Here is a 15,294-nt window from a genome sequence, read left to right on the forward strand (position 1 = left end):
CGGTCCTCGGCATTAACAAAATAGGCACCCGTAGCTCAATTGGATAGAGTACTTGACTACGAATCAAGGGGTTAGAGGTTCGAGTCCTCTCGGGTGCATAGTTTTTTTTTGTTTATCGGGAAGTAGCTCAGCTTGGTAGAGTACTTGGTTTGGGACCAAGGTGTCGCAGGTTCGAATCCTGTCTTCCCGATCAAAAAAGAAGGTGAAAGCCTTCTTTTTTTTTATCCTTATTTAAAGAAAGGCGTTCTTCTTTATTTCACGCTCTAAATTCGATATAATTATGGTCAGGAATAGTCAATAGGAGGCGATATCATGAGCAGAAATACCTCTGATTTGATCGAATCTTACTTGAAAGATATTTTGGAAAATAGTGAAATTATCGAAATTCGCAGAGCTGAAATGGCACAATTGTTTAATTGTGTTCCTTCTCAGATAAATTATGTGATCAATACTCGTTTTACTTTTCAACGAGGATACTTAGTTGAAAGTAAACGCGGTGGCGGTGGATATATTCGAATTAGTAAAGTTAAGATTTCTGATCAACATTATTTTTTGGAACAATTGATGGATTCTTTTGGAAGTGATATTTCTGAGGCAAATGCTTTTGGAATTATTCAGAAATTATTCGAAGAGGAAATTATTACGGAAAATGAAGGTAATTTGATGTTGAGTGCAGTATCGAAGAATGTTCTTGGTATCAGTCAAATTGAAAACAGACTACGGGCAAGAATTCTTCATGGATTTTTGGAACGTTTAAGTTATGAGAAAAAGGAGTGAGGGATATGGATCAGCTGTATACAGAACGCGCAAAAGCAGTGTTGGCGATCGCCCAGCAAGAAGCTAAATATTTTAAACACCGTTCGGTTGGTTCGGAACATCTATTGTTAGCGTTAGTGATCGAACAACAAGGAATTGCGGGTAAAACATTACGTCAAATGAATTCAAGTGAAAATGATATACGTGAAGAAATCGAGCATATGACGGGTTACGGATCGGTTAAATCCTATCCTGAAGGGGGTTACTTGCCTTATTCTCCTAGAGCAAAGCAAATTTTGATTTTTGCAGATGATGAAGCGAAGCGTTTTAATGCAAAATTGGTTGGAACTGAGCACATCTTATTAGGGCTATTGAGAGACGATGAAATCTTGGCTTCCCATATCTTAGTGAATCTCGGTTTGAGCTTGCCTAAAATGCGGCAGCTTTTATTGAAGAAGATGGGTGTGAATGAAGCATCAAATGGTAATCAAGGAGCTGGGAATCGCCGCAAGGCACCAGCAAAACCTGCTCAAAGTAACTCACAAGGAACACCTACCTTGGATGGTTTAGCTCGGGATTTAACGAAATTGGCTCGAGAAAAGCGTCTAGACCCAGTAGTAGGTCGAGACAGTGAGGTTCGTCGTGTAGTTCAAATTTTGAGCCGTCGAACCAAAAATAATCCTGTGCTAGTGGGAGAACCTGGTGTCGGTAAAACGGCAATTGTTGAAGGTTTGGCGCAACGAATTATCTCAGGCGATGTACCCGAGGATATGCGTGGAAAACGGTTGATGATGTTGGATATGGGTGCCTTGGTTGCTGGGACAAAATATCGTGGAGAGTTTGAAGACCGTTTGAAAAAAGTGATCGACGAAATTTATCATGATGGACAAATCATTCTATTTATTGATGAATTGCATACCTTGATCGGCGCGGGTGGCGCTGAGGGCGCGATCGATGCTTCTAATATCTTGAAACCTGCGTTAGCACGCGGAGAATTGCAAACGATCGGTGCGACAACCTTAGATGAATACCAAAAATACATTGAAAAAGACTCTGCTTTAGAACGCCGATTTGCTCGCGTACAGGTAGAAGAACCGACACCTGAAGAAGCAGAAGAAATATTGAAAGGCTTGCGTCCTCGTTATGAAGATCATCATGGCGTCGAAATTACTGATGAAGCATTGCATGCGGCTGTTTCTTTATCCGTGCGTTATATCAATTCACGTCAACTGCCGGACAAGGCGATCGATTTAATGGATGAATCATCTGCAAAAGTTCGTTTGGATTCGACCGATGAAGTATCGGAGCTGACAGACTTGGAAGAAGAAGTTCAGGATTTGGTGGCTGAAAAGGAAAAAGCTATTCAAAATCAAGACTTTGAATCTGCTGCTCGTTTGCGTTTAAGAGAGAAACAACTATCCGAAGTATTGGAGCAAGCGAAAATCAAAGCGGCTAAGCAAGAAAATGGCTATATTGATCAAGTAACGGATGAGGATGTTGCGGCTGTTGTTTCACAATGGACAGGAGTGCCATTACAGCAACTGGAGAAAAAAGAAAGTCAGCGCCTGATGGATCTGGAAAAAGTACTGCATAAGCGGGTCGTTGGCCAAGATGAAGCGGTTGTCGCTATTTCTCGAGCGATTCGTCGGGCTCGCAGTGGGTTGAAAGATCCGAACCGACCGATTGGTTCCTTCATGTTCTTAGGTCCAACAGGAGTAGGTAAAACGGAGCTGGCTAAAGCATTGGCGGAAGCAATGTTTGGCAGTGAAGAGACCTTGATTCGAGTAGATATGTCTGAATACATGGAAAAATACAGCACCAGCCGTTTGATTGGTTCACCACCAGGTTACGTGGGCTATGAAGAAGGCGGTCAGCTGACAGAGAAGATTCGTCAAAAACCTTACTCCGTTATCTTGCTGGATGAAGTGGAAAAAGCCCATCCAGATGTCTTCAATATTTTATTACAAGTCTTGGATGATGGTCACTTAACGGATTCAAAAGGTCGAAAAGTTGATTTCCGCAATACAATTTTGATTATGACCTCAAATATAGGTGCGACAGAGATCCGCGAAGAAAAAAATGTCGGTTTTAACGTGAAGGACATTACGAAAGACCATGCGATGATGGAAAAACGAATTTTGGAAGAATTGAAAAAGGCCTTTCGTCCAGAATTTCTCAACCGGATTGATGAAACAGTGGTGTTCAAATCACTAAACCAAGATCAGATTAATGAGATCGTTAAAATTATGAGTCGTGCTGTTCTGGATCGTATGAAGGAACATGAGATTAAAGTGAAGATTACTCCTGCTGCTTACGATGTTATCGGAAAAGTTGGGTTTGATCCTGAATATGGTGCACGGCCGATTCGACGAGCACTACAAAAAGAAATTGAAGATCGACTTGCGGAGGCTTTATTGTCTGGGCAAATCCAATTGGGTGACACGGTAACGATTGGAGCAAGCAAAGGCAAAATCACATTAACAGTGAAAAATCCAAAAGAAGAAAAAATTCCAGAAAAAGTTTAATTGATCAGAGGAGGACGTGTTGATGTCCTCCTCTTTTTTATATCGTTAGTTGGAAACTTTTGCAAGCTGTGATAGTATGGGAAAGTCTAAAGGGAGGAAACACCATGATCGAATTAATTGCGACGGCAGAATCGCTGGAACAAGCTGAAGAATTGCTGACTGCCGGCGTGGATACACTATATATAGGGGAAGAAACTTTTGGTCTGCGACTGCCCCATTCTTTTTCTCGCGAGGAGCAGAAGGCGCTGATTGACTTGGCACATACTCAAGGAAAAAAAGTGAATATTGCTGTCAATGGCATCATGCATCCTGAGAAAATGAAAATGATCCCAGAGTATTTGGATTTTTTAGCGGAAGTGAAACCGGATCACGTCGTTGTTGGTGATACGGGTGTGATTTATTTATTGCAGGAATATGATTTGCCATATATTTATGATGCGGAAACTTTGGTGACTAATGCACGACAGATCAATTTTTGGCAGAAAAAGGGTGCTGTGGGCGCAATATTGGCTCGCGAAGTTCCCTTTGAAGAGATGCAGCGTTTAAGTGAGCACGTCAATGTACCAGTGGAAGTATTGGTTTATGGCGCAACGTGCATTCATCAATCGAAACGACCGTTGTTGGATAATTATTTTAATTACACAAAACAGACGGAAAGTGCTTCAAAGGAGCGGGGATTATTCATTTCAGAACCGAAAAAAGCAGAGACGCATTATTCGATTTATGAAGATCAGCATGGCACACACATCTTTGCTGATAATGATCTGAATTTGATTAATGAGCTAGCTGAGTTGAACCAAGCGGGTTATCAAACGTGGAAATTAGACGGTCTGTTTACACCTGGTAAAGATTTTGTCGCAATTGCGAAAATCTTTGCAGAGGCTAAATCAGCAATTGAAACGAATTCTTGGGATGAATCAGCCGCAATCAGCGCGCAGCAAGCAATTCAAAAATATCATCCTGTTGGTCGGGGAATGGATACTGGTTTTTATCATTTGGACCCAACAGCGATTAAATAGAGGGAATAGTAGCATGACAGAGAGAAAGTTGAAACGGCCGGAAGTTTTAGCGCCAGCCGGGACATTAGAAAAATTGAAAACCGCAATACATTATGGTGCGGATGCAGTTTATATTGGTGGAGATGCATATGGCCTGCGTTCTCGAGCCGGAAACTTTTCATTTGAAGAAATGGAAGAAGGAGTGGCTTTTGCCAATCAATATGGCGCTAAAGTTTATGTAGCGGCTAATATGGTCACACATGAAGGCAACGAAGAAGGAGCCGGAGAATTCTTTAAAAAATTACGTGATATTGGGATATCGGCAGTAATTGTTTCCGATCCTGCTTTGATTGAGATTTGTGCATCAGAAGCGCCCGGGTTAGAAATCCATTTATCTACGCAAGCCTCAGCTACAAATGCCGAGACCTTGAAGTTTTGGCAAAATGAGGGCTTGGAACGGGTTGTTTTAGCTCGAGAGGTATCGATGGAAGAGTTAGCAGAGATTCGTCGCAATACTGATATTCAAATTGAAGCCTTTATCCATGGCGCGATGTGTATTTCCTATTCAGGTCGTTGTACCTTGTCGAATCATATGTCCATGCGGGATGCAAACCGTGGCGGCTGTTCACAGTCCTGTCGCTGGAAATATGAATTATTTGATATGCCGTTCGCCCAAGAACATCGATCATTGATAGAAAATGGCGATGTGACAGAAGAGTTTTCCATGAGTGCGGTGGACATGTCCATGATCGAACATATTCCTGATTTGATTGAAAATGGTGTCGATAGCTTGAAGATCGAAGGTCGAATGAAATCAATTCACTACGTATCTACTGTAGCGAATGTTTATAAAGCAGCAGTTGACAGCTATATTGCTGATCCAGACAACTATGTTTGCAAGCAAGAGTGGATTGATGAATTATGGAAAGTTGCTCAGCGAGAATTGTCAACGGGTTTTTATTACCACACACCAACAGAAAATGAACAACTATTTGGACCGCGCCGAAAGATTCCTGTCTATAAATTTATTGGTGAGGTTTTAAGTTATGATGAAGCTAGTGGAATTGCCACTATTCGTCAACGAAATCATTTTAGAGTGGGGGATGAGATCGAGTTTTATGGTCCGCATTTCCAGCATTTTGAACAAACGGTTACGGAAATGAAAAATGATGAAGGTGAGTCGATTGATCGCGCACCTAATCCGATGATGGTCTTGACGATGCCAGTCGCTCAGCCAGTTAAACCGGGAGATATGATTCGGAAAAAGAAAGACTAATATATAAGCCGCACGCTAGAAGTTGGATGAAAAGCCGATTTTTGACGTGCGGTTTTCTTGAGATATTTTTTAAGAGAAAAGAGTGTTTGGAACAAAAAATGATCCTTTTCTAGCAAAATAGATTAAAATGAAAGTATTGAGTTTCAAGCTGTTTATTCTGCTTACTTTAAAATATTTCCATTACCTTAATACGAACTAGGAGGAAGACGAATGAAAAAATATGATTATATCGTTGTTGGCGGCGGTAGTGGCGGGATCGCCTCGGCAAATCGTGCCGGTATGTATGGGGCGAAGGTCTTGTTGATCGAGGGAAATAAAATCGGCGGAACCTGTGTCAATGTTGGCTGTGTTCCGAAAAAAGTGATGTGGCAAGCTAGCAGTATGCTGGAAATGATTGAACGAGATGCGCCTAGTTACGGTGTACAGGCAGATGTTGAAACATTTGATTTCAAAGAGTTAGTTGCTCGGCGTGAAAAGTATATTGATTTTTTACATGGCGCGTATTACCGTGGGCTTGATAGTAACAATGTGGAACGGATCGAAGGCTACGCGACTTTCAAGTCAGATCATGTTGTTAGCGTAAATGGAGAAGAATACACAGCACCAAATATGCTGATCGCGACGGGTGGTCGCCCAAGTCAGATGAAGATTCCTGGTGGCGAATACGCCATTGATTCTAACGGATTCTTTGAAATGACGGAGCAGCCGAAGGAAGTCGTTGTTCTAGGGGCTGGCTATATTGCAGCAGAATTGAGCGGCGTGTTGCAAGGCATGGGTACTCAAGTTCATTGGGCTTTTCGTCACAGTCGTCCATTGCGGACATTTGATAAAATGTTGGCGGACAATTTAGTTGAGATATATCGAGACAACAAAATGAAGCTATACGACCATCATGTGGCAAAAGAAATTAAACAAAATGCTGAAGGGACCTACACTGTCTATTTCGAAAACGGAAATACACTGACGGGAGATAAAGTATTGTTTGCCGGCGGTCGTGTGCCGAATACGGATAATTTAGGCTTGGAAAATACCTCGGTGACATTGAATGAAAAAGGCTTCGTGATCGTCGATAAATATCAAAATACGACGAGTGAAGGTGTTTATGCGGTTGGCGATGTGATTGGCAAGATCGACCTGACACCCGTAGCTATCGCGGCTGGTCGTCGTTTATCAGAACGTGTCTTTAACGGTAAGTCTGAAGAATTCTTAGATTACGAAAATGTACCAACGGTGATTTTTACACACCCAACGATTGCCACGATCGGCTTATCAGAAGAAGCTGCTATCGAACGTTATGGAAAAGATCAGATCAAAATCTATCATTCAAGATTTACGCCGATGTATTTTGCTTTGAGTGATTATCGTCAGAAATGCGATATGAAGTTGATTTGTCTTGGTGAAGAAGAAAAAATCATCGGCTTACATGCGATTGGTGTCGGTGTTGATGAAATGCTGCAAGGATTTGCGGTAGCTATTAAGATGGGCGCAACGAAGAAAGATTTTGATGATACGGTTGCGATTCACCCAACTGGCAGCGAGGAATTTGTTACAATGCGCTAAAAAAATGATGTGCCGCAAATCGGCACATCATTTTTTTGTTGGATTTTGACCTTCTATTGAATTGAGCTTAAACTGATTTCCCCAGAGGAAAGAGAGACGGTCTCTTCCCCTAGATCAACAACCAACTCTCCAGTGTCGGTGATAGCGACAGCAGTGCCTAGATAAGATTGATCTTTACGCTTGAAGGTAATTTTTTTTCCTAATACAAATGACTTTTTACGATAAGCCTCCAGATAAGTCGTTTGATGAGATAACAGGTCAAAGAAACGATTCCAGATATTGATGATTAATTGGTTACGAGTGATTGTCGCATCGCCGCTTGGAAATAAGGAGGTTGCTTTTTCTTGCAATTCCGCTGGGTAGTTTTCCTGTGGAATAGAAAAATTTATCCCCATGCCAATGATGATATATTTTAGTGAGTTGGTTTCAACGTCAGTCATTGCTTCGGATAAAATCCCAACAATCTTTTTGTGATTCAGATAAATATCATTGACCCATTTAATTTGAGTATTGACCCCTAGTAGTTCATCAATGGCTTCAGCTACAGCGACTGCCATCAAGATCGTATACTGTGGTAACTCTTGTAATTGCTCTTTAGGCTCCAATAGTAAACTCATATAGATCCCTTGTTGTTTGGCTGCGAAAAATGGTCGGTCAAAACGACCACGAGGGGCTTCTTGCATATCTGCCACGATCAATAAGGGCGATTTTTTACCGTTCATTACAGCTAATTGTGCATCCTTCATAGTAGAGACAGAAGTTTCTAACACTGTTATGTCAACGTCTTGCTGAATTCCTTCTTGAATTTCTTTGGCATCCAAAATATCAGAGGGCTGGTAGCGATAACCATTGGCTGAATGCTGGATCTGATAGCCTCGTTTCTCTAATTCCTTGATCGCTTTCCAGATAGCAGTACGGGAAACACCTAATTCTTGGGCTAAGGCTTCGCCAGATAAAACTTCTTCTGCCGCTTTTAAGCGTGCTAAAATCTTCTCCTTGGTCGACATAGATAGCCTCCTTTAATTTTTCATTCTGGGCTCAGTGTAACAAAAAAACAGGCTACATAAAAGTAGCCTGCCAAGAAAGAAGGGGGTGAATCATTTAAGCATCAACTTAATAATAGGGCATCGTCCTTAAGTTCGACGCCAGAATTTTGATGGAAGAGCTCCATCAATTTTGGTACGGTTAAGTTCTGTTTTTCCTCTTGTTTTAAATCTAAAGCGATCTGACCTTGATGCAACATGATCAAGCGGTTGCCGTATTGGATCGCATCTTCCATATTATGAGTCACCATGAAGGCGGTTAGTTCCTGTTCACGAATCAATCGCTCGGTTAATCCCATAACAGTCAAGGAAGTCTTCGGATCGAGTGCGGCAGTGTGTTCATCCAATAAAATTAAATCAGGCCGCTGCAATGTCGCCATTAATAAAGTGATGGCTTGACGCTGTCCGCCAGAGAGTAAACCAATCTCTGCGTCCAGCCGATTTTCTAAATTCAGATTCAACATCGCTAACTGTTCTTGAAAGAAACTGCGATCTTTACTTTTTACACCTAAAGAAAAGCCGCGTTTTTGACCACGCTTCATTGCTAAAGCTAAGTTTTCTTCTACAGATAAACGGACCGCGGTCCCCATTTTAGGATCTTGAAAGACACGGCTGATTTTTTTCGACCGACGTGTGACAGAATGTTTGGTGATATCTTCTTCATTTAAGAACATCTGACCTTCTTCAATCGGCAAAGTTCCCGCAACGCTATTGAGCAAGGTCGATTTGCCAGCACCGTTCCCGCCAATGATCGTAACAAATTCGCCAGGGGCAAGACTTAAATTAATTCCACGCAATACATGGTTCTCGTTGACTGTTCCGCGTTCGAAATATTGATGTAGATTATTAATCCTTAATACTGGTTGCATTAACATCCGCCCCTTTCTTTTTTGATTTTATGGTAAATTTTGATCGAATTTGTGGTAATGATAGACAGATTACTAAGACGATCGCTGAAGCCAATTTAGAGTCTGTCGGCTCTACGTTCATTTCGAAAACTAGAGCTAAGATGAAGCGGTAAATAATCGCTCCAGCAACAATTGTAATCAAACGAATCAAAATCGGCTTATTATGAAGCAGAACTTCTGCGATAATGATCGAAGCCAGCCCGATAACGATCGTTCCAACACCTGAATTCAAATCAGCAAAGCCGTTGTTTTGGGCTAACAATGCTCCTGAAAGAGCGATGCTGCCGTTTGAGATCATGTACCCTAACAGTTTCATGTTTTCAGTTTTGATACCGTTAGCCTCGCTCATATCGGGATTATCACCTGTTGCCCGGACAGCGAGACCAATCTCTGTTCGGAAAAACAGTACTAGCAGCAGAATGACCAGCATCACGATTAATAAACCAATCAAGATGACCGCATTATTTTTACTTAATCCCATGTCTTGGGCTGTGGTAAAGACAGTATTTTCTCCTAGCAAGGCAATATTTGGTGCTCCCATCACGCGTGAAGTAACGGAGTACAATCCCGTCATAGTGATGATCCCGGCTAGTAGAGCTGGAATTTTGAATTTGGTATTCAAGATTCCGGTAACTAAACCAGCTAGCATCCCGCCGCCAAAAGCCAGCAAAGTAGCCAGTGCGGGGTGCATGCCGTTGACGATGCAAATCGCGGCGATCCCGCCGCCTAAAGGGAAACTCCCTTCGGCGGTCAGATCGGCAATATCTAAAATTCGAAAAGTCATGTAAACACCGATCGCTAATAATGACCAGAGCATACCTTGTGACGTCGCTGATAATAACAAAGTGATAACATTCATGATTCTTCCTTCTTTCTTTTTGGAGCTGTTATAACGAATTCTTTATTTAGGTTCTTTGATACTTTCTGGGTCGATCCCTAAAGCTTCAGCCATATCTTTGTTGACTACTAATTTCAATGTGTCAGCAGATTCGACAGGAGTATCTTCCGGCTTAGCATCACCATCTAAGATTTTTGCCGCCATTTTTCCGGTTTGTTTGCCAAGTGATTTATAGTCGATACCAACTGTTGCTAAACCACCACCATCAATTTGTTCGGTTGAGCCTGCGACTAATGGAATTTTCTTCTCTTTTACAACATCACCAATAACAGCCGCTGCACTTGCGAAAGTATTATCAGTAGGAACATAAATTCCGTCTGTTTCACCTGCTAAAGATTCAGTAACTTGTTGTACATCATTTGTTGTATTGGCTGTTTTGACTTTTACATCAACGCCAGCTTTTTTCAAGGCTTTTTCAGCAAGGTCGGCTTGGATTTTTGAATTAGCTTCCCCTGCGTTGTACATGATTCCGATTGATTTCGCATCAGGTACGATTGATAAGAGCAGTTCGATTTGTTTATCGATAGGCACCATGTCCGTTGTTCCTGTAACGTTTCCACCCGGTTTCTTATCACTTTTAACTAATTTTGCTTCTTCCAAGTCAGTAACGGCAGTAACAGTGATGGGAATTTCAGTTGTAGCGTTTAACAAAGATTGAGCCGCTGGAGTAGCGATCCCCAATAACAAATCAGGTTCTTCTTTGACTAGTTTTTCACTCATGCTTTTCAAGTTATCTTGATTATTTTGTGCATTTTGATATTCGATTTTTAAGTTTTCGCCTTCTTTATAGCCGCCTTCTTCTAAGCCTTCTTTGAACCCATCATAGGCGTTGTCCAATGAAGCGTGTTGAACTAATTGTAAGACCCCAACTGTTTTTGTGCTGTCGTTGCTATCAGCGTCATTTCCGCCACCGCAAGCGCCTAACATCAATAAACTAACCAATCCAATTCCTGCTAATACTGTTTTTTTCATAATTTTTCTCTCCTTTTTTTCATTTCCATAAAAAAATCACCCGCTTAGAAGTGTCGAAACTCTAAGTGGGTGATTATGAATGCAAAAAATATTACTATGCTTCAGCCACTTAGATTTCTCTATGCGGCCGGTGGTACATCGAAATGCTCTAGCCATCATAGATACAAAAAACACTTAAGTTGTTTGTATCCATCGGGATGAATACAAACCTATCTAAAATAGCTAAAGTAATAGCGGTTATTCAGTTGTGAGCTTTTCGCGTTCAGCATAGGAACAACCTCCAACTTGATTAAGATGTAGATTAGTATACGTTAAGAAAAATGAGATGTCAATAATAAATTGTCGAATATTCTGAATATTCAAAAATGTAAAACAAATTGAATCAATTAATACTTACTGAAAGTTTTAAGAAAACCTTGAGGAGTTCTGATTAAAGCCTTGAGACTATTGACTTTTATATTCATCTCATGTATCATATGAGTTTGCTAAAACTATCTGAAATGATAAAAGGCAGGAACGAAATATTGTCCGTTCCGGTTTTTAATAAGGAAACAAAAGTAGAAGCTCGCGAATATTTTTCAAGAGAACGTTCTATTTTTGGTTTTTTTTTGCCTAAAAGCCGCAAAAAATGTCGCGTGTTACAGTAATTTAATTTTTGTAACATTATTGTAATTTATCTTCGGATCGGTTTTCAAACTTTTAAGAGGGGTGAAGAACTTGGCTGGACACGTAGTAAAATACGGGAAACACCGAGAACGTAGAAGCTTCGCACGAATCAGTGAAGTGTTGGAATTACCGAATTTGATCGAAATTCAAACAGATTCTTATCAATGGTTCCTAGATGAGGGCTTGCGAGAAATGTTTGAAGACATTTTGCCAATTGAAGACTTTAATGGAAACTTGTCACTTGAATTTGTTGACTATGAATTGAAAGAACCTAAATACACGGTGGCAGAAGCTCGTTCACACGATGCAAACTATTCTGCACCATTACATGTTGTATTACGCTTAGTAAACCGCGAAACCGGCGAAATCAAATCCCAAGAAGTATTCTTTGGAGATTTCCCATTAATGACTGAACAAGGAACCTTTATTATCAACGGAGCTGAACGGGTTATTGTATCTCAATTAGTTCGTTCTCCTGGCGTTTATTTCCATGGAAAAGTGGATAAAAACGGAAAAGAAGGCTTTGGTTCAACAGTGATCCCTAACCGTGGCGCATGGTTAGAAATGGAAACTGATGCGAAAGATATTTCTTATGTTCGAATCGACCGTACCCGTAAAATTCCTTTGACGACATTAGTACGTGCTCTAGGTTTTGGATCGGATGATACGATCTTTGAAATCTTTGGCGAAAGCGAATCATTACGCAACACGATCGAGAAAGACTTGCACAAAAATCCAAGTGATTCTCGTACTGAAGAAGGTTTGAAAGACGTCTACGAACGTTTACGTCCAGGCGAACCAAAAACAGCAGATAGCTCACGTAGTTTGTTAACTGCTCGTTTCTTCGATCCAAAACGTTACGACCTAGCGAATGTTGGTCGTTACAAAGTAAATAAAAAATTAGACCTTAAGACACGTCTATTGAACCTAACTTTAGCAGAAACGTTAGTTGATGCTGAGACAGGTGAAATCATTGTCGAAAAAGGCACTGTTCTTACGCATCAAGTAATGGAAGATTTAGGTCCAAAACTTGAAGGTGGTTTGAACTCAGTGACGTACTACCCATCGGAAGATGCGGTTGTGACGGATCCAATGACAGTTCAAGTGATCAAAGTCTTTTCACCAAAAGATCCAGAACGTGAAGTAACAGTAATCGGTAATGGTTATCCAGATTCATCAGTACGTACTGTTCGTCCTGCTGACATCATCGCTTCAATGAGCTATTTCTTAAATTTGATGGAAAACATCGGCAATATCGATGACATCGACCACTTGGGAAATCGCCGTATCCGTTCTGTTGGTGAGTTGTTACAAAACCAATTCCGGATCGGTTTAGCCCGGATGGAGCGTGTTGTACGTGAACGGATGTCAATCCAAGACCAAGAAACATTGACGCCGCAACAATTGATCAATATTCGTCCAGTTGTTGCCAGCATCAAAGAATTCTTCGGCTCTTCTCAGTTGTCACAGTTCATGGACCAAACCAATCCGCTAGGCGAATTGACGCACAAACGTCGTCTATCTGCCTTAGGACCTGGTGGTTTGACTCGTGACCGTGCTGGTTATGAAGTTCGAGACGTTCACTATTCTCACTATGGTCGTATGTGTCCGATTGAAACACCCGAAGGTCCTAACATCGGGTTGATCAACAGTTTGGCCTCTTATGCGAAGGTTAATAAGTTTGGTTTCATCGAAACACCTTACCGTCGTGTGGATCGCTCAACGGGTAAAGTAACGGATACAATTGATTACTTAACTGCTGATATCGAAGACCATTACGTCGTAGCCCAAGCAAACAGCAAGTTGAACGATGACGGCACATTCGCTGAAGAAGTCGTTATGGCTCGTGCAACTTCTGAAAACTTAGAAGTTACGATCGATAAAGTTGACTACATGGATGTATCGCCAAAACAAGTAGTCGCAGTCGCTACCGCTTGTATTCCATTCTTGGAAAACGATGACTCCAACCGTGCCTTGATGGGTGCCAACATGCAGCGTCAAGCTGTGCCTTTGATCCAACCACGCTCTCCTTGGGTTGGTACTGGTATGGAATACAAAGCAGCTCATGACTCAGGTGCCGCTTTACTATGTAAAAATGATGGTGTCGTTGAATTTGTTGATGCACACGAAGTTCGTGTACGTCGCGACAATGGCGCATTAGATAAATATGACATTACGAAATTCCGTCGTTCAAACTCTGGAACCAGCTACAACCAACGTCCATTAGTTGGTTTAGGTGAAAAAGTTGAAGTCGGCGATATCTTAGCTGATGGACCTTCTATGGAAAACGGCGAATTGGCTTTAGGCCAAAACGTGGTCGTAGCCTTCATGACTTGGGAAGGGTACAACTATGAGGATGCTATCATCATGAGCCGTCGTTTAGTTAAAGATGATGTCTACACTTCGATCCATATTGAAGAATATGAATCTGAAGCTCGTGATACAAAATTAGGACCTGAAGAAATCACGCGCGAAATTCCTAACGTTGGGGAAGACGCATTGAAGAACTTAGACGAAATGGGGATTATCCGCATTGGTGCTGAAGTTCATGATGGTGATCTTTTAGTTGGTAAAGTCACTCCTAAAGGGGTAACTGAATTATCAGCAGAAGAACGTTTATTGCATGCGATCTTTGGTGAAAAAGCCCGCGAAGTTCGTGACACTTCTCTACGTGTGCCTCACGGCGGTGGCGGAATTGTCCATGATGTGAAGATCTTTACTCGTGAAGCAGGCGACGAGTTATCTCCAGGTGTAAATATGTTAGTGCGCGTCTACATCGTGCAAAAACGTAAGATTCATGAAGGAGATAAAATGGCCGGCCGTCACGGAAACAAAGGGGTCGTTTCTCGCATCATGCCTGAAGAAGACATGCCGTATTTACCAGACGGCACACCAGTGGATGTCATGTTGAATCCATTAGGGGTTCCTTCTCGGATGAACATCGGACAAGTATTGGAATTGCACTTAGGGATGGCTGCTCGCCAGCTAGGTATCCATGTGGCGACACCAGTATTCGATGGCGCGCAAGATAGCGATGTTTGGGAAACAGTACGTGAATCTCGTATGGCGGCAGACGCTAAGACTGTCCTTTATGATGGACGTACAGGTGAACCATTCGATAACCGTATTTCTGTTGGGGTTATGTATATGATCAAATTGGCCCACATGGTCGATGATAAATTGCATGCTCGTTCAATTGGACCTTACTCTCTTGTTACGCAACAACCATTGGGTGGTAAAGCTCAATTTGGTGGACAACGTTTTGGGGAAATGGAAGTTTGGGCACTGGAAGCTTATGGTGCCGCTTATACCCTACAAGAAATCTTGACTTACAAATCAGATGATGTGGTTGGTCGTGTGAAGACTTACGAAGCCATCGTCAAAGGTGAACCTATTCCAAAACCAGGTGTGCCTGAATCTTTCCGCGTATTGGTGAAAGAATTACAAGCGCTTGGTTTAGATATGCAAGTCTTAGATATCAATGACAAAGAAATCGAGTTACGAGATATGGACGATGACGATGATGACTTGATCACAGTTGACGCTTTGACGAAATATGCAGAACAACAACAATCTGCTAAAGAAATCGAAGAAAAAGCAGCTGCTGAAAAGGCCGAACAAAAATCAGATTTGATCCAAGAAATCGAAACTGCAGAAGACTTATAAGAATCACACTTGCCATATGTGAGCCA

At 41.6% G+C, this 15,294-nt stretch carries 10 protein-coding genes and 2 tRNA genes; 8 read left to right on the forward strand and 4 right to left on the reverse strand.

Annotated features, from left to right (window positions below):
• The first annotated feature begins 24 nt into the window (after positions 1-24).
• The 7 genes from E6139_RS20275 (at position 25) to gor (ending at position 7,115) form a co-directional block, all read left to right on the forward strand.
• Positions 25-98: transfer RNA gene (locus E6139_RS20275), tRNA-Arg, on the forward strand.
• An 18-nt stretch (positions 99-116) separates the two neighbouring features.
• Positions 117-190: transfer RNA gene (locus tag E6139_RS20280), tRNA-Pro, on the forward strand.
• 119 nt (positions 191-309) lie between these two features.
• Entirely contained in the window at positions 310-777 is a 468-nt protein-coding gene (locus E6139_RS20285; RefSeq protein WP_316405391.1) for a CtsR family transcriptional regulator, read from the forward strand.
• A 5-nt stretch (positions 778-782) separates the two neighbouring features.
• Positions 783-3,281, forward strand: coding sequence for an ATP-dependent Clp protease ATP-binding subunit (locus E6139_RS20290; RefSeq protein ID WP_316405360.1), 2,499 nt, complete (start codon positions 783-785; stop codon positions 3,279-3,281).
• Between the two features lie 104 nt (positions 3,282-3,385).
• Positions 3,386-4,300, forward strand: a complete 915-nt coding sequence (locus E6139_RS20295) for a peptidase U32 family protein (RefSeq protein WP_316405361.1) — start codon at positions 3,386-3,388, stop codon at positions 4,298-4,300.
• Between the two features lie 13 nt (positions 4,301-4,313).
• Positions 4,314-5,555 (forward strand): U32 family peptidase, encoded by a 1,242-nt coding sequence (locus E6139_RS20300; RefSeq protein ID WP_316405362.1) that lies wholly within the window; start codon positions 4,314-4,316, stop codon positions 5,553-5,555.
• A gap of 210 nt (positions 5,556-5,765) precedes the next feature.
• Positions 5,766-7,115: a glutathione-disulfide reductase gene (gene gor / locus E6139_RS20305; RefSeq protein ID WP_316405363.1), complete on the forward strand. Its 1,350-nt coding sequence runs from the start codon at positions 5,766-5,768 to the stop codon at positions 7,113-7,115.
• A 53-nt stretch (positions 7,116-7,168) separates the two neighbouring features.
• Here gor and E6139_RS20310 read toward each other — a convergent pair whose 3' ends face one another.
• From E6139_RS20310 to E6139_RS20325, 4 genes are all read right to left on the reverse strand, one after another.
• The gene (locus E6139_RS20310; protein ID WP_316405364.1) at positions 7,169-8,122 is read right to left on the reverse strand and encodes a biotin--[acetyl-CoA-carboxylase] ligase; all 954 of its coding nucleotides are present in this window, start codon (positions 8,120-8,122) and stop codon (positions 7,169-7,171) included.
• 101 nt (positions 8,123-8,223) lie between these two features.
• Complete coding sequence (locus tag E6139_RS20315; RefSeq protein ID WP_316405365.1) at positions 8,224-9,027, reverse strand: ABC transporter ATP-binding protein; 804 nt, start codon at positions 9,025-9,027, stop codon at positions 8,224-8,226.
• On the reverse strand, positions 9,005-9,925 hold the full coding sequence (locus tag E6139_RS20320; RefSeq protein WP_316405366.1) for an ABC transporter permease subunit: 921 nt from the start codon (positions 9,923-9,925) through the stop codon (positions 9,005-9,007). The genes E6139_RS20315 and E6139_RS20320 overlap by 23 nt, the downstream gene beginning before the upstream one ends.
• 42 nt (positions 9,926-9,967) lie before the next feature.
• On the reverse strand, positions 9,968-10,936 hold the full coding sequence (locus E6139_RS20325) for an ABC transporter substrate-binding protein (protein ID WP_316405367.1): 969 nt from the start codon (positions 10,934-10,936) through the stop codon (positions 9,968-9,970).
• Positions 10,937-11,653: 717 nt separating this feature from the next.
• Between E6139_RS20325 and rpoB the strand changes: the two genes are divergently transcribed.
• Positions 11,654-15,268, forward strand: a complete 3,615-nt coding sequence (gene rpoB / locus E6139_RS20330; RefSeq protein ID WP_316405368.1) for a DNA-directed RNA polymerase subunit beta — start codon at positions 11,654-11,656, stop codon at positions 15,266-15,268.
• Positions 15,269-15,294: the final 26 nt, after the last annotated feature.

The sequence above is a fragment of the Enterococcus sp. genome, assembly GCF_032555305.1.
Taxonomy (GTDB): domain Bacteria; phylum Bacillota; class Bacilli; order Lactobacillales; family Enterococcaceae; genus Enterococcus_A.